The sequence below is a fragment of the Streptomyces sp. NPDC001604 genome (assembly GCF_042893475.1).
In the GTDB taxonomy this organism is placed as follows: Bacteria; Actinomycetota; Actinomycetes; order Streptomycetales; family Streptomycetaceae; genus Streptomyces.
The window spans coordinates 103,778-127,573 of sequence record NZ_JBIAUY010000002.1 but is presented as its reverse complement, the minus strand read 5'-3'; the positions used below and the strand labels follow the sequence as shown (position 1 = coordinate 127,573).

The 23,796-nt window shown below is 69.0% G+C and carries 16 protein-coding genes and 2 pseudogenes; 6 read left to right on the top strand and 12 right to left on the bottom strand.

Going from position 1 to position 23,796, the window contains the following annotated elements; all coding sequences use genetic code 11:
- Nucleotides 1–46: 46 nt before the first annotated feature.
- A complete protein-coding gene (locus ACFY1E_RS05745; RefSeq protein WP_389071892.1) occupies nucleotides 47–3,880 on the bottom strand; it encodes a LamG-like jellyroll fold domain-containing protein in 3,834 nt (1,277 codons plus the stop codon).
- Between the two features lie 548 nt (nucleotides 3,881–4,428).
- Here ACFY1E_RS05745 and ACFY1E_RS05740 point away from each other — a divergent pair.
- On the top strand, nucleotides 4,429–11,547 hold the full coding sequence (locus tag ACFY1E_RS05740) for an RHS repeat-associated core domain-containing protein (protein ID WP_389071889.1): 7,119 nt from the start codon (nucleotides 4,429–4,431) through the stop codon (nucleotides 11,545–11,547).
- Nucleotides 11,547–11,999 carry a hypothetical protein gene (locus ACFY1E_RS05735; RefSeq protein WP_389071887.1) on the top strand — a complete coding sequence of 151 codons (453 nt, stop codon included), beginning with the start codon at nucleotides 11,547–11,549 and terminating at the stop codon, nucleotides 11,997–11,999. Before ACFY1E_RS05740 ends, ACFY1E_RS05735 begins: the two co-directional genes overlap by 1 nt.
- Before the next feature lie 122 nt (nucleotides 12,000–12,121).
- Here the strand turns inward: ACFY1E_RS05735 and ACFY1E_RS05730 are convergent.
- The 3 genes and pseudogenes from ACFY1E_RS05730 to ACFY1E_RS05720 all read right to left on the bottom strand — a co-directional run.
- A pseudogene (locus tag ACFY1E_RS05730) lies at nucleotides 12,122–12,864 on the bottom strand (site-specific integrase); the annotation flags it as partial.
- Complete coding sequence (locus tag ACFY1E_RS05725; protein ID WP_389071885.1) at nucleotides 12,795–13,187, bottom strand: type II toxin-antitoxin system VapC family toxin; 393 nt, start codon at nucleotides 13,185–13,187, stop codon at nucleotides 12,795–12,797. The gene ACFY1E_RS05725 and the pseudogene ACFY1E_RS05730, both read right to left, overlap by 70 nt.
- Nucleotides 13,184–13,462, bottom strand: coding sequence for a hypothetical protein (locus tag ACFY1E_RS05720; RefSeq protein WP_389071883.1), 279 nt, complete (start codon nucleotides 13,460–13,462; stop codon nucleotides 13,184–13,186). Before ACFY1E_RS05720 ends, ACFY1E_RS05725 begins: the two co-directional genes overlap by 4 nt.
- A gap of 104 nt (nucleotides 13,463–13,566) precedes the next feature.
- On the opposite strand from ACFY1E_RS05720, the pseudogene ACFY1E_RS05715 reads away from it, so the two are divergent.
- Both ACFY1E_RS05715 and ACFY1E_RS05710 read left to right on the top strand, forming a co-directional pair.
- A pseudogene (locus ACFY1E_RS05715) lies at nucleotides 13,567–13,779 on the top strand (hypothetical protein); the annotation flags it as partial.
- A 1,083-nt stretch (nucleotides 13,780–14,862) separates the two neighbouring features.
- The gene (locus ACFY1E_RS05710; RefSeq protein ID WP_389071881.1) at nucleotides 14,863–14,985 is read left to right on the top strand and encodes a hypothetical protein; all 123 of its coding nucleotides are present in this window, start codon (nucleotides 14,863–14,865) and stop codon (nucleotides 14,983–14,985) included.
- Nucleotides 14,986–16,487: 1,502 nt separating this feature from the next.
- Here ACFY1E_RS05710 and ACFY1E_RS05705 read toward each other — a convergent pair.
- The 3 genes from ACFY1E_RS05705 to ACFY1E_RS05695 all read right to left on the bottom strand — a co-directional run bounded on the left by ACFY1E_RS05705 (nucleotide 16,488) and on the right by ACFY1E_RS05695 (nucleotide 19,121).
- Nucleotides 16,488–17,726: an ABC transporter permease gene (locus ACFY1E_RS05705; protein ID WP_389071878.1), complete on the bottom strand. Its 1,239-nt coding sequence runs from the start codon at nucleotides 17,724–17,726 to the stop codon at nucleotides 16,488–16,490.
- A complete protein-coding gene (locus ACFY1E_RS05700) occupies nucleotides 17,723–18,652 on the bottom strand; it encodes an ABC transporter ATP-binding protein (protein WP_389071876.1) in 930 nt (309 codons plus the stop codon). The genes ACFY1E_RS05705 and ACFY1E_RS05700 overlap by 4 nt, the downstream gene beginning before the upstream one ends.
- A 70-nt stretch (nucleotides 18,653–18,722) precedes the next feature.
- Nucleotides 18,723–19,121: a transposase gene (locus ACFY1E_RS05695; protein ID WP_389071874.1), complete on the bottom strand. Its 399-nt coding sequence runs from the start codon at nucleotides 19,119–19,121 to the stop codon at nucleotides 18,723–18,725.
- Between the two features lie 435 nt (nucleotides 19,122–19,556).
- On the opposite strand from ACFY1E_RS05695, the gene ACFY1E_RS05690 reads away from it, so the two are divergent.
- Together ACFY1E_RS05690 and ACFY1E_RS05685 are read left to right on the top strand one after the other, a co-directional pair.
- Nucleotides 19,557–20,000 (top strand): hypothetical protein, encoded by a 444-nt coding sequence (locus ACFY1E_RS05690; RefSeq protein WP_389071872.1) that lies wholly within the window; start codon nucleotides 19,557–19,559, stop codon nucleotides 19,998–20,000.
- Nucleotides 19,997–20,326, top strand: a complete 330-nt coding sequence (locus ACFY1E_RS05685; protein ID WP_389071869.1) for a winged helix-turn-helix domain-containing protein — start codon at nucleotides 19,997–19,999, stop codon at nucleotides 20,324–20,326. The genes ACFY1E_RS05690 and ACFY1E_RS05685 overlap by 4 nt, the downstream gene beginning before the upstream one ends.
- Before the next feature lie 172 nt (nucleotides 20,327–20,498).
- Here ACFY1E_RS05685 and ACFY1E_RS05680 read toward each other — a convergent pair whose 3' ends face one another.
- The 5 genes from ACFY1E_RS05680 to lxmK all read right to left on the bottom strand — a co-directional run bounded on the left by ACFY1E_RS05680 (nucleotide 20,499) and on the right by lxmK (nucleotide 23,717).
- Nucleotides 20,499–20,699 (bottom strand): LxmA leader domain family RiPP, encoded by a 201-nt coding sequence (locus tag ACFY1E_RS05680; RefSeq protein WP_306186810.1) that lies wholly within the window; start codon nucleotides 20,697–20,699, stop codon nucleotides 20,499–20,501.
- A 110-nt stretch (nucleotides 20,700–20,809) separates the two neighbouring features.
- Nucleotides 20,810–21,010, bottom strand: coding sequence for an LxmA leader domain family RiPP (locus tag ACFY1E_RS05675; protein WP_306186812.1), 201 nt, complete (start codon nucleotides 21,008–21,010; stop codon nucleotides 20,810–20,812).
- Between the two features lie 184 nt (nucleotides 21,011–21,194).
- On the bottom strand, nucleotides 21,195–21,542 hold the full coding sequence (locus tag ACFY1E_RS05670; protein ID WP_389071866.1) for a hypothetical protein: 348 nt from the start codon (nucleotides 21,540–21,542) through the stop codon (nucleotides 21,195–21,197).
- A 7-nt stretch (nucleotides 21,543–21,549) separates the two neighbouring features.
- A complete protein-coding gene (locus tag ACFY1E_RS05665; protein ID WP_389071864.1) occupies nucleotides 21,550–22,530 on the bottom strand; it encodes a T3SS effector HopA1 family protein in 981 nt (326 codons plus the stop codon).
- Complete coding sequence (gene lxmK / locus ACFY1E_RS05660) at nucleotides 22,527–23,717, bottom strand: class V lanthionine synthetase subunit LxmK (RefSeq protein ID WP_389071861.1); 1,191 nt, start codon at nucleotides 23,715–23,717, stop codon at nucleotides 22,527–22,529. Before lxmK ends, ACFY1E_RS05665 begins: the two co-directional genes overlap by 4 nt.
- Nucleotides 23,718–23,796: the final 79 nt, after the last annotated feature.

Genomic DNA, 23,796 nt, shown 5'->3' with positions numbered 1-23,796 from the left:
TTCCGGCGGGACCGCACCCGGGCGCGGGGTTTCGGGAGCAGCGGTGTCAGGAGGAGGTATACAGCTGGTGGACCTGGTCGGCGGTCAGGGCCGCCTGGTAGGTGCGGACGTCGGCGACGGAGCCGGGCCACTGGTTGTAAGGGGAGGTGCCGGTGGCTGTGATGTTGGCGCCGATATTGAGGTGGCCGGTCGGGACGTAGACGGGGGTGGTGTTCTGGGCGGCGGTGCCAGTGGCGACGCCGTTGACGTAGAGGGTCTGGACGCCGGTGGCGGAGTCGTAGACGCCGGTGAGAAGGACCCAGGTGTTGGTGGCGGGCGGCTGTTCGGTGCCGTTGGAGTCGCGGGTGCTGCCGATGGCGGCGGGGAAGGACGCTCCGTCGGCATTGTCGGTGGTCACCGTGCTGAAGTACCAGCTGTTGGTGGGCTTCTGGTAGCCGAGGTAGAACGCCTGGTGGTTGAGGGTGGACTGGCTGACGGCGGTCACGGTGGCTGCCGTGCTGTCCAGCTTCACCCAGGCGGAGACGGTGTAGCTGCGGGTGGTGTCCAGGGCGGGGTGCGCGGTCGTGATGTAGCTGGTGCTGCCGTCGAAGACGGCCGCTGATCCGGGTGCGTCGGTGTGGCCGGGGCCCCAGGTCACGCTGCCGTGCGCCGCGCCGGGGTTGCCGTTGCCGCTGTCGTCGGCGTTGCCCTTGAGCAGCCACTGGTCCGCGGTGCCGGAGGTCGTGGCGATGGTGTAGGAGGAGGTCGTGCCGGTGACTGTGGTGTGTGATGTACCGTCCGCCGTCTTGCCCGGACGGATGTCGAGCGTGCCGGTGCCGGAGACGGACCACAGGTCGGCGATGCCGTCGCCCGTGAGGTCGCCGTCGGAGCCGATGACAACGGCGTCGGACGTACCCAGGGTGCCGATCTTCGTCGGAGCGCTGAGGCCGGTCACGATCGGGACGGGCGTCTCGAGCGGGAAGCCGTCAGCGTCGGTGTCGGTGGTCCCGAGGGTGAGCGTGTAGGCGTCGATCTCACCTGTGGCTCGGTTGCGGGCCCACAGGCCGGGTTTGCCGCTACCGGTCCAGTCTCCGGGGGAGATGAGGTCCCGGCCCTTCCAACCGGTCGCGGCGATCTGCACGGGGGCGCCGAGGGTGCCGTAGCTGACGGTCGGGTAGAACCACAGGGCGGCGTCGCCGGTGGTGTTGTTCTCGACGGTGAACAGGCCTGTGTAGTGGCCGAAGTGGCCGTCAGCGGCGAGGCTGGCGGAGGTGACGTCGCCGGTCGCCGCGATAGACGTGGTGGTCGACCAGCTGGTGGCGTACCCGGTGCAGGTGTCGCACGGTGGCTTGGTGATGGTCTGTGACTTGTCGAAGCGTCCGTCGGTGCCGGTGTTGCCTGGGTTGAAGTAGAGGTTCATCGTGGCCGCGCCGTTGCGGTGGGCGATGAGGTCGTCGACGTTGTTCTTGTCTGTGCGCATACTGCCGCGGTGTGTGATCTGGTAGCCGGACCAGGTGTCGCCGGCGGGGGAGTCAGCCTGCTTCGAGGCGAGTTCCACGGCAGGACTGGAGGCTTGGGCGTTGCCGGGCACGGTGTGGGCGTAGAGGTTGCCGTTGGTGCCGGGGACGAGCATGTCCGGGGCGCTGTCGCCCGTCGTGTCCCCGTAAGCAGGCGTTGGGCTGTGCGGGTTCCACGGCACGTAGAAGGAGTACTCCGCGACGGGCGACAGGTTGCCTGCGTTGTCCTCGGCCTGCACGTAGAGGATGTTGGTACCCCAGTGTTTGGGGGACGTGGGCAGTCCGCTGTTGCCGGGCAGATGGCTGCCGCACTGCCAGGTGGCGTCGGCGAGTGCGGAGTCGAAACCCCAGCGCAGGCAGGCCAGCCCTGACGGGTTGCCGTGCGGGGCGGGGTCGGTGGCGGTGAACGGCACAAAGCCGCTGCCGCCGGCCACGACGCCGGTGGTCTGGCCGTTGCCGGACGGCGGGAAGGTGGTGGCGAGCGAGCTCTCGGGCAGCGTGGTCGACGCGCTCGGCAGGGTGACGGTCGGCGAGGTGAAGTCCGCGCGGAAGTGGCAGTGCGCGCTGGGCGCGGGGGGCGAGGTGAGGATGCCGTCGTTGGCGGCGACGTCCCAGCCGTAGGCGGTGCCGTCGGTCAGCTTGCTGTTGGGCACGGTGAAGTCGACGGTAGTGCCGGAGGAGGCGTAGCCGCTGCTGTAGCCGGTGACGACGGTGCCCGAACTGTTCCACAGGTCGAAGTAGCCGCGCACGGGCTGGGCTGGGCTGGTCGGGCTGGACACCTTGGCTTTGAGTACGAGTCCGGTGGAGCCGGGGTTGCTGAGGAAGGCCGTAGCGGTGGGGTTGGCGCTGGGATCGCACGGCTGGGTGGTCCCAGCGGAGGCGGTGCGGGGCGTCGGCGTGCTGGTCTGTCCCGTCGGTGTGTTCGGTGTCGCGTCGTACGTCACGCTCAGCAGCGCCTTGTTCGACAGTCGTTTGAATCCGTTGGCGTCGGACTCGTCCCCGTACAGGGCGACGGTGAAGACACTCGGGTTGGTGCCGCCCATGACGGACCGGAGACCGCCGAGGGCGTCGAAGGAGAAGTCGACGTCATTCATGCAGCCGGTCGAGCCGGTACCTCCCACGCTGGTGGTGCCCAGGGAGGAACCGCCGGGCTGGTGGTTCCAGTCTGTGCCGTGGCCGATGGCGTTGCTGGAGTAGTACGCGTGCACCGTGTACCCCTTGGTGCATGACCAGTCGGCGGAGTAGGTCTGGGTGACCCTCAGCGTGGCCGAGTGGATGGTGTCCTCGACGGAGTGCAGGCCAGAGGTGTTGAACTGGTAGAAGGTGCGCTCCTTGTCCTCGGGACTGCAGCCGCCGCCACCGGCGTAGGTGCCGCACAGGCCGAGGCCGGGCTGCTCGGCGTGCGAGGAGCCGTACTGGCCGAAGTTGTCCGTGGTGGGGTGCGCCGACTGCGCCCAGGTCCACGTCGGATCGCCGGCCTTCCACGGCAGGTAGGACGGGTCGATGTAGACGGGGTAGTGGGTCTTGTCGCCGTGCAGGAGAGCCGAGGACGGCTCGAGGTCGATGCCGTCCGTGTGGGCGGTGACCGGGATGACGGCGCTCTGCGCGCCGGTGCCGGGGCCGTCGATGGAGCTGGACTCGGAGTTCTGGGTGTCGGCAGCCGTATCGCCGGACGTGGTACGGGCGTTGGCGTCCGTGTCCGTCTTCGCGTTCTTCCTGGGCGCAGCCTTCGCGGCAAGGCTGGATCCAGAGCCGGACTCGTGAGTGGAGTCCCACATCACCGGCGCCGGCGCCGCGAAGTGCGCTGCGCCTGAGGCGTCCACTGCTTCCAGGCCGCTCTGGCCGTCGCCCTGCATGGTCAGCCCGTGCGCCGAGGTGGTCAGGTGCAGCTCGGCCAAGGTCGGGTTGGCCGCGGCCGCCGCGTTCTTGACGACGAGGACTTCGCGGATGCCGCCGACGTCGGTTGCCGTGACGGCGAGGTCGACGTCCGGGAGTACGTCGGGGTAGGTGGCGGTCGCGCCGTCCAGGACCGGCGCGGGCAGTGCGAACGGCATGCCGATCGTCAGCGTCATGCCGTCCGGGCTGGTCAGGACGGCCAGCGGACCCGTACCCCCGCCGGACAGTGTCAGCGTGTTGAGTGACGCCTTGGCTGTCAGGGTTCCGTCGCGGCCGGCAGTCAGCGTCGCGTCGATCGGCACCCAGGCGCCGTCCTTGAGTACCCGGGCGGGGGTGGGCGAGCTGGACTGTGTGAGGGTGCCGTCGGGGTTGGCGGTGGTCTGGTCGTAAGGCGTGGTCAGCGCGTCGACGACGACGGGTCGACCGGTCTGCCTCGCCTGCGCGACCGCGCGGTCCTGCGGGGTCGCGTCCGCCGGGAGTGCCGTCACGTGTCCGTCCCCGGAACCGCCCGACGTGCCATCAGAACCACTGTCGGCGACCGCCGGCACAGACAGTCCGGCGAGTACGACACCAGCCACCATCAGCGTTGCCAGGCCGCGGTTGCCTTGGTACCGCTGGCCTGCGAAGCGAGGTCCCGCAGACCGTCTCCGGCGCTTTCTGCTCCTCGTACCCGCGGGCATGCCTGAATCCCCCATGGTCCCCCCATCCCCTCCCGGGTGCATGACAACACCCGTACCTGTCGGCACAGTAGTGGCGGGATCGACGCCTCTGTCAACGGCTGTTGGGTGGATATCCGGGGGCCGGCGGATGCCGGTCCGGCATGAACTCGGCTGTGCGTAAAGAAGATCTCAAGTCTGTGGGCTGATCTCTCTGAATTGGTCATTCCGCCTCTACTGTCGCTCCGACCATGACGTCGATCGCGTGTGCGATTCGACTGTATGAGGGGGATCTGGTGGGGGCTGGGACACGCGTGCCGTGGCGGCGGACGGCAAGTGGACAACGCAGATGGGCCGGTACCCTCACGGTGCTGGCCGTCATGACCACCCTGCTCGGCAGTGCCCCCGCCGACGCACTGCGGGACGCGAAGCCGGCGGACGCGCACAAACTCTGGTCACCGCCCGGGACACCACTGCCGAAGACGCCGTCTGTCAGCGGGAGGAACGCTCGCGGTGCGACCGCACCGGCACATCCGGAGCAGCCGCAGTGGCCGGGCCCCGGCGCGGCGCGCGCCGTAACCGCCGGGACGGCCGTCGTCACCGTGCCTCGGACCGCCGGCGCCCGTGCGGGCAACCTGCCGGTCTGGGTCAAGGCGGCACGCGCCACCGGTGCCGCTCGGCCGCGGACCGGCCGCTCGGCCGCGCTTGCCGCCGGCACCCTGGTGAACGTGCGGGTGCTCGCCGCCAAGGACACCACGGCCCTCGGTACACACGGCCCGGTCGTCGCGGTCTCCCGCAGCACGGCCGGGGCGGACGGACATGTCCAGGTGGGCGTGGACGTCAGCAACCTGGACGCGGCCTACGGTGGCGACGCCGCCTCCCGCTCACACCTGGTGGCGCTGCCCGCCTGCGCACTGACGACTCCACAGCGGGCCGCCTGCCAGGTGCGGACGCCGCTGCCCTCGCACTATGACCCAGCCACGCACCGTCTGACCGCCGACGTCACCCTGCCGGCCGCCACGACGAGCGACAGCGGCGCCACGGCATCCGCGTCCGGCGCCGGAACATCCGCGTCGGCGGCGGCCCGGCCCCTCGTGGTCGCTGCGGACACCACCGCGTCCGGCGGCGGCGGTACCTACGCAGCCACCGACCTGCACCCCAGCGACGCCTGGACCGCCGGAGGCTCCAGCGGTGGGTTCGCCTACAGCTACCCGATCCAGGCGCCGCAGTCGTTCGCGGGTGACACCCCGCAGGTCGCGCTGTCGTATGACTCCTCCTCCGTGGACGGCCTCACGTCCTCCACCAACTCGCAGGCGTCCTGGATCGGCGACGGCTGGTCGTACCAGCCTGGTTATGTCGAGCGCAGCTACAAGTCCTGCTCCAAGGACGGCATCGCGCACTCCGGTGACCTGTGCTGGGGCGGCGACGTGGCGACCCTGTCGCTGGGCGGCCACTCCAGCCAACTCGTGCGTGACGACAAGACCGGCGTGTGGCGGATGAAGGACGACGACGGCTCGAAGGTCGAGTTCCTCACCGGCGCGTCCAACGGCATTCACAACGGTGAGTACGTCAAGGTCAGCACCAGCACCGGCAACGTCTACTACTTCGGCCTGAACCACCTGCCGGGCGGCGACCACACCGACCCGGCGACCAACTCCGCCTGGTACGAGCCGGTTTACTCGCCGAAATCCGGCGACCCCTGCTACTCCGCCACAGACGGGGCCGCCTCCTGGTGCCAGATGGGCTGGCGGTTCAACCTCGACTACGCCGTCGACGCCACCGGCAACCTCACCACGTACACCTACCAGCCGGAGACGAACTACTACCAGCGCGGCGGCGGCCAGAACAGCGGCAAGGGCACGCTGACCGCGTACGTCCGCGGCGGTGCGCTCGCCACCATCGCGTACGGGCAGCGTCTGGCCGACCAGACCGCCGCGAAGGGTGCGCTCAACCCCGCTGCCCGGATCATGTTCACTCCCGCCACCGAGGGACGCTGCTCCGTCTCCGGCGGATTCACCTGCACCGGTGCGAAGCTCGGCAGCGGCAACGCCGCTCACTGGCCTGACGTGCCCTACGACGAGAACTGCGCCAAGGGCAGCACCACCTGCAAGACAGTGGGCCCCACGTTCTGGACGACCACACGTCTGAAGTCCATCACCACGCAAATCCGCTCCGGGGGCGCGTGGAAGGACATCGACAGCTACGCGCTGAGCCAGAGTTATCCCGACCCGCAGGACGGCAACAAGCCCGCCATGTGGCTCGACTCCATCCAGCGCACCGGATTGGACGGCAGCCCCAGCGTCAGCCTGCCCAAGGTCAGCTTCAAGTGGAAGGAACTGCCCAACCGCGTCGACGGAACCAGCCTGGTGCCGTCACCCACCATCTTCAACCGGCCGCGCATCCAGAGCATCACCACCGAGACCGGTGAGCAGATCCAGGTCGACTACCGACCGCCCGCCTGCTCGCGGTTGTCCCACACCATGCCGGACTCCGCGGCCACCGACGCCATGGCCTGCTACAACGTCAAGTGGTCCCCGCCGGGCTCGGTGGACGGCGCCGCGCCGGAGTCGGACTGGTTCAACCGCTACCAGGTCGACTCGGTCACCGAGAACGACCCGGTCGCGCACTCGCCGGCGGTCAGTACGCACTACGACTACGGCCCAGCCGCCTGGCACTACGACGACAACGAGCTGACCGACTCCGCGCACCGGACCTGGGACGACTTCCGCGGCTTCGCCTGGGTGACCGCCACCACCGGGTCGGGCCAGGACGGCCCCAAGTCCCAGCAGAAGACGGTCTACCTGCAAGGCATGAACGGAGACCGCAACGCAGACGGCGGCAGTCGCTCGATCACGGTCACCGATTCCCTGGGCGACCATGTCACCGATTCCGACTGGCTGTCCGGGATGGAGCTGGAGACCGACACCTACGACCAGTCCGGCGGCACCGTCACCGCCACCTCCGCAACCACCATCAGCGGTGCGTCGACCACCGCCACCCACGCACGAGGTTCCGGCCTGCCCGACCTCGTCGCCCGGTACGCCGGCACCCGTTCGGTGCAGACCGACCGCTCCCGCACCAAGGACGGGGGCTGGCGGACCGTCACCACCACCACGCTCACCGACGCCGCGCATGCCAACCGCACCGTCAGTGTCGAGACCGACGCCGACGGCCAGCCCAACGTCTGCGAGCGCACCTCGTACGCGTCGGCCACCGACTCACAGGCCACCGGCCTGGCCGACCAGACGCTGACCGTGTCCGGCGATGATCCCTGCAACGCCACGCCGACCAAGTCGAACACTGTCTCCGGCAAGCGCACCCTCTTTGACAAGCAGCCGTTCGGGCAGGCGGGCACGCTGGGCGAGGCGACCTCCCAGCAGGTGCTCGACCATTACGACGACTCCGGCAATCCGGTGTACGCCACTACACAGACCGCCGATTACGACACCTACGGCCGCACCACCACGGTCACCGACCCGAACGCCACCGACGACAAGCACAAAAACGGCGCGACGACGACCACGACGTACTCCTCCGCGCAGAGCGGCGAACTGCCCGACACGATCACTGTGACCAGCCCGGAGCCGGGCTCGACCGCCACCTGGACCTCCACCGTCACCCAGGACCCCGCCCGGCGGCTGCAGCTGACCTCCACCGACCCCAACAGCCGGGTCACCACCGAGGCCTACGACGCACTCGGCCGCCTCACCAAGGTGTGGACCCCCGGCCGTACCGTCGGCCAGGACCCCAACACCACCTACACCTACGCGGCGAACGGCTCCAGCGCCCCCTCGACCGTCACCACGGCCACGCTCACTGGCGACGGTCCGGTCTACGGGAAATCCGTCCAGATCTATGACGGGTTCGGACGGACTCGTCAGATCCAGCAGTCGCCAGGGATCTCCGCCTACCACGGCAGGGTCGTGACCGACACCCAGTACGACTCGCATGGCCGCACCGCGCTGACCACCGAGCCGTACTACGACAACGACTCAGCCCCCTCAACGAGTCTGTTCGCCGCGGACGCCGCCACCGTGCCCGGCGAGACCGCCACCGTCTACGACGGCCAGGGCCGCCCCACCGCCTCGGTGTTCTCCGCGTACGCGCACGAGCAGTGGCGCACCACCACGGCCTACCCGGGAGTGGACGAGGTCGACATGACCCCGCCCGAGGGCGGCACCCCGACCACCACCATCACAGACTCACTGGGCCGCACCTCGCAAATGTGGCAGTACCGGACGCCTACCGCGACCGGCAAAGCGTCCGACGCGGACGTGACGACGTATACGTACACACCGTCCGGCAAGACCGAGTCCCAAGTGGACTCCACCACCAAGAACACCTGGACGTACCACTACGACCTGCGCGGTCGGCAGACCACCGCTGACGACCCGGACACCGGAACCACCAGCCAGACCTACGACGCCGACGGCCGGATCGACACCGTCACCGACGCCCGCAAGGTCACTCTCAGCTATGACTACGACCTGCTGGGGCGCAAGACCGCCGAATACAGCACGACCGCCCCTTCGACCACCAAGGTCGAGCAGGCATCGTGGACCTACGACTCGGTGGCTGGCGGCAAGGGCAGGGCGGCCACCTCGAACCGGTACCTGAACGGCGACACCGCCCACCCGTACACCACTGCGGTGAACAGCTACGACGCCGAGTACCGGCCGACCGAAACCAGCGTCACCATCCCGTCCACCGAGGGCAAACTCGCCGGAACCTATGTCAACAAGGCGGTCTACAGTCCGATCACCGGGCAGGTCACCGCCTCTTACACCGGCCCGCGAGGCAACCTGCCGGCCGAGACCCTGAACTACAGCTACGACGTCGACGGCCCTCTCATCGGCTTCGGCAGCTCCGGCACCACCTACGACCTGTCGACGGACTACGACGCCTTCGGGCGGCCGGTGCGTACCACCGTCAACCCGTGGGGCACCGAGATCGTCGCCACCGACGACTACGACCTGTCCACCGGCAACCCGCTGTCCTCGTACGTCGACAAGCAGACGGCCGCTACCGGCTCGGTCCAGCAGACCACCTATGTCCGCAACACTGCCGGCCGGCTGACCGCGGTGCGCACCATCGGCGACAACTCCGCTTCCCTCACCGACCAGCAGTGCTTCCGCTACGACAGCCTCGGGCGCCTCACCGACGCGTGGAGTGACACCGACGGTGTGACCACGGCGCCACAGCCGTCGGTGGCGAACATCGGCCACTGCACGAACTCCACGCCCACCAGCGGCGCGACGACCGGCCACACCACCGTGGGCGGCCCGGCTCCCTACTGGAACTCCTACTCCTACGATGCGACCGGCAACCGGACCGGCGAAGTCCAGCACGATCCGTCCGGCGACGCCGCGAAGGACGTCAGCACCAGCCAGAAGTTCCCGCCGGCCGGACAGCGCAACACGCCCACCACCGCGCCGGACACCGGTGGCGGCACCGGCGGCCCGCACGCCCTGCAGTCGACCACCGCCACCGGACCCGGCAACCCCGGTTCCAGCTCGTACCAGTACGACGCGATCGGCGACACCACCGCCGTCACCAGCACCTCCGGCACCACCACGCTGACCTGGGACGCCGAGCACGAGCTGGCCTCACTGTCGAAGACCGGCAGCACCGGACCCACCACCTATGTCTACGACGCGGACGGAAACCTGCTGCTGCGCCATGACCCTGGCGCCAGCACTTTGACCGTGGGCGGCGACGAACTGACCCTGACCACCGCGACTGACGCGGTGACCGACACCCGCAGCTACAACCTGCCCAACGGCGTGAGCGCGGTCCGGCAGGGCACCGGCGCCGCAAACCTCACCTGGCAGATCGCCGATAAGAACGGCACCTCCACCCTCGCTCTCGATGCCACCTCACTCGCCGAGTCCCGCCGCCCGGTCGACCCCTTCGGCGTCCCTCGCGGCACCCAGCCCGAGGCCTGGGCAGGCGACCACGGCTTCGTCGGCGGCACGCTGGATGAGGCGACCGGCCTGACCAACCTCGGTGCCCGCGAGTACCAGCCGCTGACCGGCCGGTTCCTCAACGCCGACCCGGTCCTGGACCCCTCGCAGCCACAGCAGTGGAACGGCTACGCCTACAGCCTCAACGACCCGGTCAACTTCTCCGACCCGCTGGGCACCGATCCTCCCGGCACGCAGAACACCTGCGCGTACGACCTGTCGCTGTGCAGCGCGAAGCAGTGTGCGGGCGTTCACGGCGTGCCCTGTGGCAAGAAGCACCAGGAGACCATCGGCGCGCCCGGCAGCGGGGGCGGCCTGTCCGTCGGAACCGGCGACGACGGCCGGCCCACCCTGGACGGCGTCCGGGTCCCGACCAAGAAGGAACTCGTCGTCAGATTCGCTGCACGACCAACCGACAGCTACGGCAAACTCGTCCTCCAGTGGATCAACAGCGAGTGCTCCGGTGAGACGTGGGGCGTCGCCAAGCTGGTCAAGTTCTGCGACGACGCCGACGCGGGCGGTCTGCTGCCGAAGACCGCCAAGGACCCCATCGGCATCACCGACTTCGTGCACTGCGTCAGCAAGGGCAAGGACTGCGGATCCTTCGCGGTCGACCTGGTGTCGGACGCGCTCATGGCGGTCCCCGGAGTGGGTGAGGCGGAGGAAGGGGCGATCGGCGCCAAGGCCGCCGTGTCAGCGGAGCGGGGCCTCGGCGAGGAAGGCGTCGCGGACGCTCTCGGGGCCGGCAAGGAAGGCGACGGGGCTCTCGCGGACGCATGTACGGCCGTCAACAGCTTCCCTGGTGACACCCGGGTGCTGACGGATGCCCGCGGTACGAGCACGGCCTTGAAGGATGTGCAGGTCGGGGACACGGTGCTGGCCACCGATCCGCTGACCGGCAACACCCGCCCGGAAAAGGTTCAGGCCGTCATCAGGACACTGACCGACACCGACTTCACCGACCTCACCGTGGCGACCAGCGGCGGCAGCCACCTGCTCACCTCCACCCAGCACCACCCCTACTGGGACGTGACCCGCGCTCGCTGGCTCGACGCCACCGACCTCCATACCGGCGACGCTCTCCGTCTCCCCGACGGCCGCACCGCCCGCATCGTCCACGTCCGCGACTACACCGGCCACATCGTCACGTACAACCTGACGGTCCAGGACCTTCATACGTACTATGTGCTCGCCGGGAATAATCCCGTCCTTGTTCATAATGCAGGTGGACTGCAAGATACAATCGGGCTGGGCTCTGGGTATAGCGCCCGCATGGACAGGTTTCCTGTCGGCCAGGGCGTAGATTTCGAGATGCATGTCTACTACAGGGGCAGCGAAGTCGGTATCTACGGCAGTAATGGGTGGTTCGCTAAGCACGGAAAGAGTGCGGACGTTTCAGTCCCTGAGAATGTCGAGAATCGGCTCAAGGGTAAGGCGATCGAGTTCATGCGTAGCTCCGGGCGAATCGGCCCTAGGGGTACGGAAGATATCTCGGGCGACAAGTGGAAGCGGCCGCGCCTTGCTGGAGGTTGTTGATGGAATTCGTCAAGGCTGAATGGAATCCAGAATGGCGAGGCTTCTGGACCGACCCTAGCGTTTACATTGCGGAGCTGCCGAAGCTTGCGCATGAACTGCCGCAGGGCGCCCTGGAGTTCGCCTCGCAGCCTGGCCACTATGACTTCGGGAACCCGAGGTGCGTCAAGGATCTAAAGCTGCTCGATGTATCAGTTTCCATTGAGGGCGGAACATGTCTTGAAATTCACTTCGGCCCTAATGAGTGGAAGCATGATTCTGGACTTGTGGTTAGCTATGCGCAAGTCTCGCGGCTGCATGTGGATATCAATGAAAGTGGATCCTCTCTCCAGGGTTTGGGCACCGTCCTCCTTGACGAGATCCTTCCGGGAGGATCTGGATGCAACCACGAGATCGTCCTCACGGGTGGGACCATCTCAATTTCCTGCGCTGATCTGAATGCCCGCTGGGGATAGGCTGGTTGACTCACGGAATGACGGAATGACGGAATGATTCGCTAAAACCGCGAGCATTCAAATATCGAGAAGCCCCCACCATGTGGTCCCGGTGGGGGCTTCTCGAGGTGTTGACGGCAACGTCAGCGGACGGGTCCTGCACAAAGCGGTGGATCGTCGCGGTCATCGGGCGCGGCACTGCCATCTGCGGGGTCGCGGAGGGCGTTGCTGAGGGTGTCGATGGCTTGGCGCTGGAGGCGGAGTCGGACGTGGGCGTAGACGCCGGCGGTGACGCCGATGTGGGCGTGACCGAGGAGTTCCTTGATGACGACGAGGTCGACGCCCTGTTCCAGGAGCAGGGTGGCGGTCGAGTGGCGGAGGTCGTGGACGCGGATCGTCCGGAGCTCTGCCTTATGGAGGAGGCGCCGGAAGCGGCGGGTGAGATTGGTGGGGGTGAGCGGCCTGCAGTTGGCAGGTGGTGAAGACGAGCCCGTTGTCCGTCCAGCCAGGTCCGGCCGCCTGGCGCTCTTCCTGCCGCCGTTCCTGGTGGATCTTGAGGGAATTGATGCATTCGGTGGGGAGGGGGATGCGGCGCTCGGAGGCCAGGGCCTTGGTGTTCAGGACGGGTCAGGCCCTGGCTGCGGGTGCGCTGGAGGGTGCGGCGGATGGTGTCGGTGCCGCTGGTCAGGTCGAGGTCTTCCCAGCGCAGTCCGAGGAGTTCGCCCTTGCGTAGGCCGGTGCGCAGAGCAAGCTCGAACAGCGCGGGGAGCCGGTGCCCGTGTGCGGCGGACGCCGAAGCCATGAGGTGCGGTGCGGTCAAACTTTGACCACGCGGACGCCCTGACCGCACAGCATGTGGAGGTCTTCGGGGTCCGAGGTCAACACGGTAACCGGGGCGGGTGAGGCGAGTGCGGTGGCGGCCACGATCGCGTCGAGGGCGTATTTGTGGCCGTGGAGTCCGGCTGCCGCGAGGAGTTTGCAGGCGTGGCGGGCGATGGCTTCGGTGGGCGGGATGATATTGACGCGGGAGACGGCGTGGTCGAAGCGGGCCTGGTTGGTTTTGGGGTCGCGGGCTTCGACGAGGGTGACGGAGCTGGTGATGACGCGGATGTCCTCGGCCTCGGCCGCGGCCAGCCATTCGGTGAGTTCGGGTGTGCGGCGTACGAGTTTGGACAGGCCCTCACAGTCGAGGACGAGAGTGCCGCTCACGCGGCGTCCGCCGAGCCGGCTGCGTCACCGCGCAGGAGGGCCCGCTTGGCCTCTACCGCGGCTTGGTCGACGGGTCCGTGTTCGGCTTCGGCGTCTTCGATGAGTTCGCGAAGGCGGTCGCGCTCCAGCTGTCGCTGGATGAGAGCTTCGACGTAGGCGGACATGCCCCGCCTACCGGTACGCGCCTTGAGGGCCGCGATGGTGCCCTCGTGGAGGGAGACGGAGACCGGGCGGACGGGGCCTTCTCCGGGAGCGGGCTCGGGGGTGGTGGTCATGGAGCCACATTAACAAAACTCTTGTTATTTGTGTGGGTGATTCTGTGACGCTGCAGCTTGACCGGAGGTAGGTCGCGGATTGCCTCGCGGGGTACAGATCCTCTGTGATCACCAAGCTTGACGATGCGACCCGTGGGCTGACGCGCGAGGAACTGTTGGCGCTGCCTGCGGCCGAGGACATGGAGACGGCGAACTGTGCGCTGTCCCTCAGCCGTACCACGGGGTATGACCTCGCCAAGCGGGGCCGGTATCCGTGCACGGTCCTGCGGCTGGGCAACGCCTACGGGGTCGTCACCGCCGACCTGCTCAAACTGCTCCACATCGACGTACCGGAACCCGCAGGCGTCGACGAGCCGACGGCTGTCACGCGCGAGGCGGAAAGAGGGTGCCTTACGTCGAGCTGCTGTTGTTGCTGTGTGTGCCGCTGTGCTCGTCGGCGTGAGGCGTGTGGGCGTGGAGACCGCGGATGACGGCGATCGTGATCGGTCTCGTGTGTGGCATCTCGACAAGCCGAGCGACCATGGTGCCGCCATCGAGTTGGTAGGCGGGTTCGTCGCCCTGCCGAGGGGGCGGGGAGCGCAAGGGGAGCGCGGACGCCTGTGGACGGTGTAACACGACGTACGAGCAGCGGGACCGTGATCAGTGCCCTGATCTGCAGAAACTGGATCTGATGCGATCGCGAGGCATGACTCGTCACGATCGCTATTGCCCTCGTAATGCGTAGGTCTCGGGTTCGAATCCCGAAGGCGGCTCTGAGAAAGCCCAGGTCACACAGTTCGTGACCCGGGCTTTTGTGTTGCTCCGGGCATGGCACGTCACGCGGTCCTGGGGGCGCGAGGTGGCTGCCTTGCGGGCCTTCTCCGCCTCAGACTTCGTTGGAGCGGGACCAGCTTGCGGTGGCCTCGGCGGCTTTCTTGCCGACGTGGGGGAGGACGCTCTGGTAGATGTCCCGCGTGATCCGGTTGTCGCTGTGCCGAGCCGTCTTCCTGGGTGAAGACCAAACCGGTCTCGGCCCAGGCTGACTCCCATTCCTCGCGGTCGCCTCTTGCTGCCTTGCAGTGCCGCTCCAGGACGGTGTCCGCGTTGGCCGTCGGCCAAGCAGTCTCAGTGGCCCTGGGTGGCGCCGGCTCCCTCGACGATGAACACGCGGAAGTCCGCACCCGCTCGGCGGTGCTGCTGATCACCGGGCAGAACCCGGCCTCCTCAGCTTCCACGGCCGAGAACCCTGATCGAGCTGGTCAACAAGGTCAGAGTGCGCCCACGTCGTCATGCTCCGCGAACGTGTGACCGACCCGGCCGAGCCGGCTCTCTACGTCGGCTCGGCCTGGGCAGGCCACGAGGCGATACCGGTCGTCGCCTAGAGGGCGATCGAAACCCTGGCGGGCGCGCCGTTCGACGGGGTGGTGATCCATCGCTTCCCCAGCGTTGCGGACGCCCGGGCCTGGTACGAGAGCCCGGCAGACCGTCCTGCAGGACGTACGGCTGCCGGTCGTCGGCCCTGGAGTAGACGGCTCCGAGCCTGATGTGTTCGTCCTCAACGAGGAAGGGGACGACGTCGGTGGCCGTCTCCCTGGGGGAACCCCGGCGACGGGTCCGGTCAGGCCTGTGAACAGCTGCTGCAACGGGGCCGCCGGCGCGAGCCAGATCTCCGGCTCGGACCGGTACGTATCACGACCCTGGAGCAGAATCGGTCTCTGCGTCGGGGCGTCGTGACGAGTTGCGTCGGTGCGCCACCAGAGTGGTACCGGTGACCACCAGGCCGATCGCCACGACCTTCGCGGCCTGGTAGATCAGTGAAGGGCCGGAGCTTGTCCCGCCCAGGAATCCCCACAGGAGCAAACCGATTCCAGAGAGCATCAAGAGGAACCCGCCGACCGGGCCCAGACCCCCCCAGCTCCAAGGAGTCGCCGCTAACTCCTGCTCGGTGACGGGGTTTTCACGTTGATCAGCCGTCATGGCTCGCACATTAACGCATCTCCGGTCCACGGTCGTGTGGGGCCCGGGCCAGGCCAAGTAAGCGACGTACCCAGGCCGCACAGGCTGTTCACGAGGGACCTCGGCGGTCAATCGTGCCCGCAACCTCATGGACGGGTGTGGGCGATCTGGTCAGGGGGCGAGGCTTGGTGTCGTGGAAATGCCGAATTCGTGTCTCAGTGCGGAACGGGCGGCCAGGTAACCGGACATCCCGTGCAGGCCAGGTCCTGGCGGTGTGGAGGCGGAGCACAGGTACACGCCGGGGAGCGGCGTGCGGTACGGATTCACCCGGGGGGCGGTTGGGGTTGTAGGCCTCGTAGTCGCGGGCGCTGATACCGCGGCTGGCGACGACGGTGTCTGTGAAGCCGGGCGCGTATTGCTCGATACGTGCCTGCACCATGGGCACGGGGTCCTGCGAGCTCCCGTTCGGTACGTGGGCGTAGGCCCACACCGGCCGCTTTCCGTCCCGGGCCCGAGTGGGGTCGGTCGCGGCAGGGTCGACGACCAGGACGAAGGGCTCTGGTGCGGCGATGCCTGCGGCGGTGAGGCCTTCTTGGTGCTGTATCTGCGCCTGCGTCCCGCCGAGGTGCCCTCGGTGACCCGGCGCTCACCTGGCGCCGGGTCGGAGATCTGCCGCTGACCTACCACAACGGTGCCACCCGAAAATCCAGGGTCTTCGCCGGAGCGTTGCCCGACGGCCGCTGGGTGGTCGTTCACCGCCTCTCCGGATCCGTCAAGGACACGGATGCAGCGGGAATAGGCGAACTTCGCGCATTTGCCCAGGAAAGCGGATGAAGCAGCGGCTTCCATAGTGCTGCAACCGAACGGCTGCGGTGCGCGGGTCGGTCTACGTGAGCGATGCGAGAGCGGATGGCGTGTCACAAGCCAACCCGGGCTGGACGCGGCACGAGCCGGCACCACCCACCCCGCTCGCGGCAGTCCTCGTAATGCGTAGGTCTCGGGTTCGAATCCCGAAGGCGGTTCCACCGAAACCCCAGGTCAGGCCCCGCTGACCTGGGGTTTTTCGTTCAATGTGGTGTGGCTGGGCCGGCTACGTCGTCGAGGTCAGCGCGTCCCGCCAGCGCAGCGTCGCCCCGATCCGCAGGATCGAGCGTTGATAGACGCGGGCGGAAAGGGTCGCCAGGGCGGCTGATGCCGTCAGCATCAGGAGGACTGCCAGGAGGTTGGGGAGCCAGCCTGCCTCGTTCACGCTGACCTGGAGCGGCATGATCAGCATGGAGAACGGGGGGATGTACCTGATGACCTCGACCCAGCCGGCGTTCAGGTCCTGCGCTGCGGCGATGGCCACGGCGAAGGGGATCAGGGTGGCCATGAGCACCGGCATGACCGCCGAGGACACGTCCTCCGCGCGGGAGACGAGGGAGCCCGCCGCGGCGAAGAGGAAGGCGAAGAAGGCGAAGCCCAGGACGAACCAGCCGAGGGCGGCCAGCGTCGCGGGCGTGGCCGGGAACTGCGCGGGCAGCGCATGCCCGAACCGCACGGCCAGCACGGCTGCCACACCGAACACGGCGGTCTGGAGTACCGCGGCCGCGCCGATGCCCGCGACCTTGCCGACCATCAGCCGCAAGGGCGTGAGGGTGGCCAGCAGCACCTCGACGACGCGGGTGGACTTCTCCTCGACGACCCCCTGGGCGACCATCATCCCGTAGCCGAAGAGCTGGAAGAAGAGGATCGTGACGATGCCGATCGCGGCGCCCAGTTCGGCACCGCTGTGCTCGTCGGAGCGGGTGCGGCCGGGCCGGTCGACCGTCTCGGTGCGGGGGAGCGCGGCGGTGACCTCGTGGGTCAGCCGGTCCGTGTCGACGTGCTGGGCGTGGAGCGCGCGGGTGGTCGCCCACTGGCGGACCGAGGCCACGACCGTGCTGCGCACCTGCCCCGGGGTGTCGGTCCGTACCAGCATCCGTGCGCGTGAGCCGTCGATCACCAGCGCGGCGTCGGCCTGCTTGCCGGTGACCTGGCGGCGCGCCGCCCGCTCGTCGGCGGCCGGGCGCCATCGCGTGGCATCCTTCCCGGCCGGTGCGGGGGCGACGGCGCCGACCGGTACGCCGGTGACGGCGACGGTCGCGGTGCCGGCGGTGTCGTGGCCGTCCGACGGGGACGGGGCGAAGAAGTACAGCAGGCCCAGGATCACCCCCACGTTGAGCAACGTGCCGATGACGTAGGCGCGGTTGGCGACCCGCGCGGCCGTCTCCCGTTTTGCGACGAGCCATACGGCGGCCGTCGCGGAGGTGACCGCCCCGGAGCTCTTCGTGCCGGTTGCCTCGCTCATGCGGCGGCCTCCGCGGAATTGTCGGGCTCGGTGACGTAGGAGCGGAACAGTTCGGTGAGCGTGGCCTGTTCGCGCCGGAAGGTGCGCAGCCGGCCCAGCGCGGCGACCTGTCGGATGAGCTCGCTCTCGTCGCAGTCGTCCGTGATCCGCACCACAGTGCCCGGCCCCTTGCTGCGGAACGAGTCGATGCCGCTCACTGTGCGGGCCCAGTCCCGTGGTGCGCCCTCGATCTCCAGGTAGAAGTCCTCGCCGGCGGGCGCCCGCAGTTCCTCGGCCGTGCCGGAGGCCACCATGGAGCCGGAGCGGACGATGCCGATCCGGTCGCACAGCCGCTCCACAAGGTCGAGTTGATGGCTGGAGAAGAGGACCGGGGCTCCCTGCTCCGCCCGCTCGCGCAGTACGGCGCTCATGGTGTCCACCGCCAGCGGGTCCAGACCGGAGAACGGTTCGTCCAGCAGCAGGACCTGCGGATCATGGACCAGGGCGGCGGCGAGTTGGACGCGCTGCTGGTTGCCGAGGCTGAGCGAGTCCACCTGGCGGTCGCGGTACCGGGCCACGTCCAGCCGCTCGGTCCACGTCCGCATGGCGTCGAGCGCGTCCGCGCGGGACAGGCCGTGCAGCCGGGCGAGATAGACGAGTTGCTTCGCCACGGTCATCTTCGGGTACAGGCCGCGTTCCTCCGGCATGTAACCGAACAGGGCGCGGGATGCGGCGTCCACGGGACGGCCCCTGAAGTGCACCGCGCCGCTGTCGCTGTCCAGGACGCCTACCGCGATGCGCATCGTGGTGGTCTTGCCGGCGCCGTTGCTGCCCACGAAGCCGAAGACCTCGCCCGGTCTGACCTCGAAGGACATCTCGTCGAGGGCCCGGTGGGCCCCGTAACGCTTGGTCAGGGCCCGTATCTCCAGGCCCGGGGTGTCGTGCATGCTCCGCTTTCCTGCAGGTGTCGTGTTTCGCGTGCGTCGGCCGGCCGGGGACGTCAGCCGTCCCCGGCCGTCAGTCGACGCGCGTAAGTGCTTCGCGGTATCCCGAGGAGGCGGCAGAACCTCGAAACGCTGAGCCCGCGTTCACGCCGTACGGTTTCGAGGTCTGGGAAGGGACCGCGTGGAAGTCCACCGTCTGTCTGCGGGCGCGGAGTTGCACATAGACCTCCCCGAGGGCCGTCTTGAGCTCGGTGATCTGTGCGCGGAGCTTGCGCTCCCGCTCGCTGCTCAGCCGGTCACCGCCCTCCAGGCCCTGGCTGCCTGCCGCTATGAACTGGCGTTTCCAGTTGCCGATGGCCTGTTCGGAGACGCCGGCCTCACGGGCGGCCTGGGAGACCGTGAGTTTCCCCGACAGAACGCCGAGTACAAGCTTTGCTTTTTCTTCTGGAGGCATGACGGGCGGGCGCGCCACGGTTCTGATTCCCTTCGGACGGAATTTCAGAAGTTCTTCCTGCGACTCGACCTTGGTCGCAGAAGGACTTCGGAAGGAAGAGAGTTGAGGAAAATGTGAGGTAAGAGGAAGACGTGAAAGATGCGGCTCGAATTCGTTTTGGGCAGCACTTTTCTGCGCGGCTGCAATTCAGCAGTCACGCAAAGAAATCTTCAAGAGGTCGGCTAGTCCCGCGGTGGCGGTGACGGCATGGCGACGTAAATGATGAACCCCCGTTCATTCAGCCCCGAAGGGCTCTGTGGCATCGGCCCCAAGGGGCCCGACGGCTGCATGGGCGTTCGGCTGGTCAGGCCGCCGCCCCGTCTCAGCCTATGGACGTCGGCCATTCTTGACAAGCGCGTGGAGCTGGAGATGCAAGTACTTGCCATCATGGAAAGTAGATGCCATGGTGTCACCATGACTGAGCCCATCTCACCCACCGGAGCCGACGCCGCTCTCACCGCCGCTCGCAGCGCGTTCTCGGCCGCTCGTGCGGCGCGGCGGGTGCCCGCGTGGCATCCGCCGGCCGCCGGGCTGCTGTTCGCCGCCGGATTCGGCGGCCTCGCCCTGTTCGACGCGCATCCCGGTGCCTGGGGGTACCTCGCGGCCGGATTCGGCTGCCTGGCCGCGTTCCTCGTGCTGTCCGTGGCATCCAGCAGGTCGGGCGGCGTCGCCCTGTGGCCGACGGGACAGATGCGGGGCCGGGTGCTGCGCCAGTCGGCGGTGCTGGCCCCGTTGGCCGCCGCCGGTGCCGCGGCCCTGTTCCTCGGATTCCCCGCGTTCCTCGCCGTGTTCGGCATCGGCCTCGGCGCGCTGTCCTGGATCCAGCTCGCGCAGGCCCGCAGAGGGCAGTCGGCATGACCGTCCGGGACGTCGCCGCGCAGCTGGACGCCACCGTCCAGCATCCCACCCGGCTGGCCGTGGTCGCGTTTCTGTCGGGGTGTGCGGAGGCCGACTTCAAGACGGTGCGCGACAGCCTGGAGATGTCGGACTCCGCCCTGAGCAAGACCGTGTCCGCCCTGGAGGCCGTCGGGTACGTCAAGGTCCGCAAGGGGTTCGTCGGCAAGCGGCCGCGCACCTGGGTCTCCCTGACGGCCGACGGCCGCACCCGGCTCGCCGGCCACGTCAAGGCGCTCCAGCACATCGCCGAGCAGGCGCAGAGCCAGGGCGCGCGGACCCAGCCGTAACAGTGGTGGCGGCGGCACCCGGGAACGCGGAAAGGCCGCCGCACGACTCATGGGCCGGGGGGAACCCATGCTCGTGCGACGGCCGGTCGCGAGTTCCGGCACAGACGCGTGAGGTGCTGCCGCGTGTCCGGCGGCAGCACCCCACGTCCGGCGGACCGGAGCGGCGGCCAGGTCAGCAGCCGGCGCCGTGCGTGATCGAGACGCTGGTCAGGACGCCGCTGGCGGCGCTGATGGTGAACGCGCCGCACTCGGGCGAGGACGCGGTGATGATCGACGGCGTGGTGGCGGGGGCCTCGCCGGCGGCGGTGGCGCCGAAGTCGGCGGCGTCGGTGTAGGCGGTGTAACCGGCGATGAGCTGGTCAGCGGTGTTCATGGAAAGTCCTTTCGGGACAGGGTCGTTGAAGAGGTCGGGGCCGAGCTCGGTGCCGGGCCCCGGGAAGAGCTCGCTGAGGTGCCGAGTGATTGTCCGGGAGCAGGGGCGGGTCAGCAGCCCCAGTGCGCCGTGAAGCCGACGGACGCGGCGGAGACCGCGCTCACGGCACCGCCGCACGCGGCGCTCGACTCGGCGACGACGCTGAGGATCGACGGGGTGGTGGCCGGGGCCTGGCCGCCGGCGGTGGCGCCGAAGTCGGCGGCGTCGGTGTAGGCGGTGTAACCGGCGATGAGCTGGTCAGCGGTGTTCACGAGAATTCCCCTCTCGGTATCGGCCGGACCGGGTCGTCCGGGGCGTACCCCCGGGTCCCCGTCCCCGTCCGGCAGTTCGATTCCAGCACGGACCACCCGTCCTCCGGGGGCCGAAAATTACCGTCAACTTTCTGACGAGACGCCTTTGACCTGCACAGATGTCGGCAGGGACAAAGAAAAGACGTCACTGGGCGCGGGGTTCGGAGACTGCCGCCAGCCGCTCCCACAGCTCCCACTCCTCGCGGGCCTCGCGCAGCACCCGGCGCAACTCCGCGACCTCCTCGGCGAGTACGTCCGCCACGTCCCCGCGCCTGGCCGTGCTTCGGTCCGCCACCGCGCCATGCGCCAGGCCCCGCACGCCGTGGCTGAGGAACGTCGCGCACCAGTCGTCCAGGCAGTCGGGGCACACGCGCAGCCGCCGGCAGAGCGTCAGGGGCGGCTCGGCGCCGCTCAGGAGCCTCAGGACCGCCCGGCTCCGCACGTTTGCGGGCGGCGTGCAGCGGTGTGCCATGCCGTCTTCCGGGAGTCTCACGGTGTCCCTACAGGAGCCCGACAGCCGGCAGGGGCGGCGAGTTGAGATTGCGGGCGGGGGCCATCGGATCGATGCCCGCGTTCAGGAAGGCCTCCTCGACGGCGGCGGACAGGCCGACGCCGTCGGTGCGCACGGCATGCTTGACCAGCGCCTCGGCCAGTGCGCCGCTGCGGTGTTCGCCGAAGCTGAGCGACCGCATCCCGGGCCGCAGGTCGTCAGGCTCCCAGGCGAGGGCGACGCCGGGGGCCAGCCGGTGCGCGAAGGGCGAGACGTCGGAGCCGAGCCCGGGGAGCCCCGCTGCCCGAGCGGCCAGCCCGGTCACCGCGTGCCGCCCCTGCGGGCCGAGGTAGACCACGAGCGCGTCCCGGCGCGGGAACAGGCGCGGCGAGGAGGTGATCTTCGCGCGGTACGGCACCCCGGCCTCCTCGAGGTGCGACAGGACCGCGTGCCACACGTCGGGGGCCGCCTCGGCGGTGGCGACGTGCACGTACACGCGCAGCGTCTGGGGGCCCGAGCCGACGCCCGTCCCCGCGGAGCCGTCGGCCAGGAAGAACCCGGTCGACAGGGCGGGCCGCGCGGCCGGCAGCCGCACGGGGACGGTGGCGGGCAGCACGTCCGGGACGGGACCGGCCGCCGCGTCCGCGGGCAGCAGCACACGGACGTTCTCGACGAGGGCCAGCAGCGTGCCGTCGGCGGCCCGTTCCTGGACGACCGCGCGGGCAGTGGTCAGGGTGTGCGGCATGGCCTCGGCCAGCGCGCGGTCGAACTCCGCGTCGCGCAGGGTGCGCGGGCGGCTCGTCTCCGGTTTCTCCCGGCCGACATGGACCATCTGGTAGACGGCGGACCCGAGTTGCTGGGCGAGCTTGTGCGGCGAGTCGGCTTCGAGGCGTTCCTCGCCGAGGACGGCGGACAGCCCGTCGGGCGCGATCTCGATGCCCTCCACCGCCCGCGCCAGGGCCGGAGGAAGGGTGTCGGCGACGGTGATCAAAGCGTCTCTCCAGGTGCGGCGGGGTGGGCGGCCGCGTGGGCCGGGGGCTCGGTCAGCCCGAGGGTGTCGGTGAAACCGTCCGGGGACAGCAGGACGGTGCGGCCGATGCCGGCGCAGGCGCGGTCGGCGGCCTGCACCCGGCCGCCGACCATGGCGGTGGCGAACATCCGGTCGAACATGTGCCAGCCGGCGAAGGCGGCCGCGCGTGCCCGCAGCCCCTCGTCGACGCCGGTACGGACGCTCAGGTAGCCGTCCCAGAAGGCGGCCGTCCGGGGCCGCAGCCGGTCGAGTTCGCGGACGCCGAAGCTCAGGATCTCCTCGTGCGTGGTCTCGTGGTCGAAGGTGAACTCCGGCTCGCTGCCGATCGCCTTCGGAATGCCTCGTACGGCGAAGTAGAGCCACTCCCCGACGAACGCGCCCACGTCGCGGGCCGGGTCGCCGAGGCGGAACTCCTCCCAGTCGGTGAGATGGAGCCGCTCGGGCGTCCACAGGAACTGGTCCAGGCGCAGGTCGCCGTGGATGGGGCGAAGGTCGGTCAACGCCTGCTCGCGGCGTCTGAGCCCGGCCAGCGCCTCCAGCAGCTCACCGTCCGCCTGGAGCAACCGCCAGGTCTCCAGCTCGCCGAAGGTGGCGCCGGTGAACGCGGGCAGCGGCAGGGCGCGCAGCTTGTCGGTGGCGGGCAGCGGATGCGGGGTGGCGTCGAGCAGTTCGGTGTCCGCCGGCAGTTCGTGCAGGGCTGCGGTGATCCGGCCCGCCGCGCGGCACAGTTCGTCGTCGAAGGCGTCGTCGGCGGCGAGTTCGGCACCCGATCGGGCCTCGTCGAGCAGTTCGAACGCGACCAGCAGCTCCTCGGCGTCGTGGCCGAGGAACCGCGGTCCGCGCAGCACGTGGCCGGCGTCGCGGGCGGCGAGCGTCTCGAAGGCGAGCAGACGGGCGAAGCGGCGGCGGGCGTCGGCCTCGGACGGTCCGCCCAGGCGTTTGACGAAGACGCGGTCGCCGGTGGTGGTGGGGCCGGACCAGTTGTCGTTGCGGCCGACGTGGGAGGTGAGTTCGGCGGGGTCGAAGGAGCCCAGGCCGAGCGAGGCGAGCAGTGCCGCCACGCCGGGCTCGTTGTCCAGGGCGGGCGGATCGTAGCGCGCGCGGGTCCGCCGGGATTCCTCGACCTCGGTTCCATATTTATCTGTCACGCCGAAATGCTAAATACGCGAACTGCCGCTCACCAGAAACAAGCAATTCAAGTTTCTTCGTTCCTTTGCGCGGCAACGT

What these genes read in the sequence shown, in the direction of transcription:
- ACFY1E_RS05690 (WP_389071872.1), top strand. Translation starts at nt 19,557, where the DNA reads ATGACTGAGCCCATCTCACCCACCGGAGCCGACGCCGCTCTCACCGCC.
- ACFY1E_RS05700 (WP_389071876.1), bottom strand. Translation starts at nt 18,652, where the DNA reads ATGCACGACACCCCGGGCCTGGAGATACGGGCCCTGACCAAGCGTTAC.
- ACFY1E_RS05735 (WP_389071887.1), top strand. Translation starts at nt 11,547, where the DNA reads ATGGAATTCGTCAAGGCTGAATGGAATCCAGAATGGCGAGGCTTCTGG.
- ACFY1E_RS05680 (WP_306186810.1), bottom strand. Translation starts at nt 20,699, where the DNA reads ATGAACACCGCTGACCAGCTCATCGCCGGTTACACCGCCTACACCGAC.
- ACFY1E_RS05685 (WP_389071869.1), top strand. Translation starts at nt 19,997, where the DNA reads ATGACCGTCCGGGACGTCGCCGCGCAGCTGGACGCCACCGTCCAGCAT.
- ACFY1E_RS05720 (WP_389071883.1), bottom strand. Translation starts at nt 13,462, where the DNA reads ATGACCACCACCCCCGAGCCCGCTCCCGGAGAAGGCCCCGTCCGCCCG.
- ACFY1E_RS05740 (WP_389071889.1), top strand. Translation starts at nt 4,429, where the DNA reads ATGACCACCCTGCTCGGCAGTGCCCCCGCCGACGCACTGCGGGACGCG.
- ACFY1E_RS05705 (WP_389071878.1), bottom strand. Translation starts at nt 17,726, where the DNA reads ATGAGCGAGGCAACCGGCACGAAGAGCTCCGGGGCGGTCACCTCCGCG.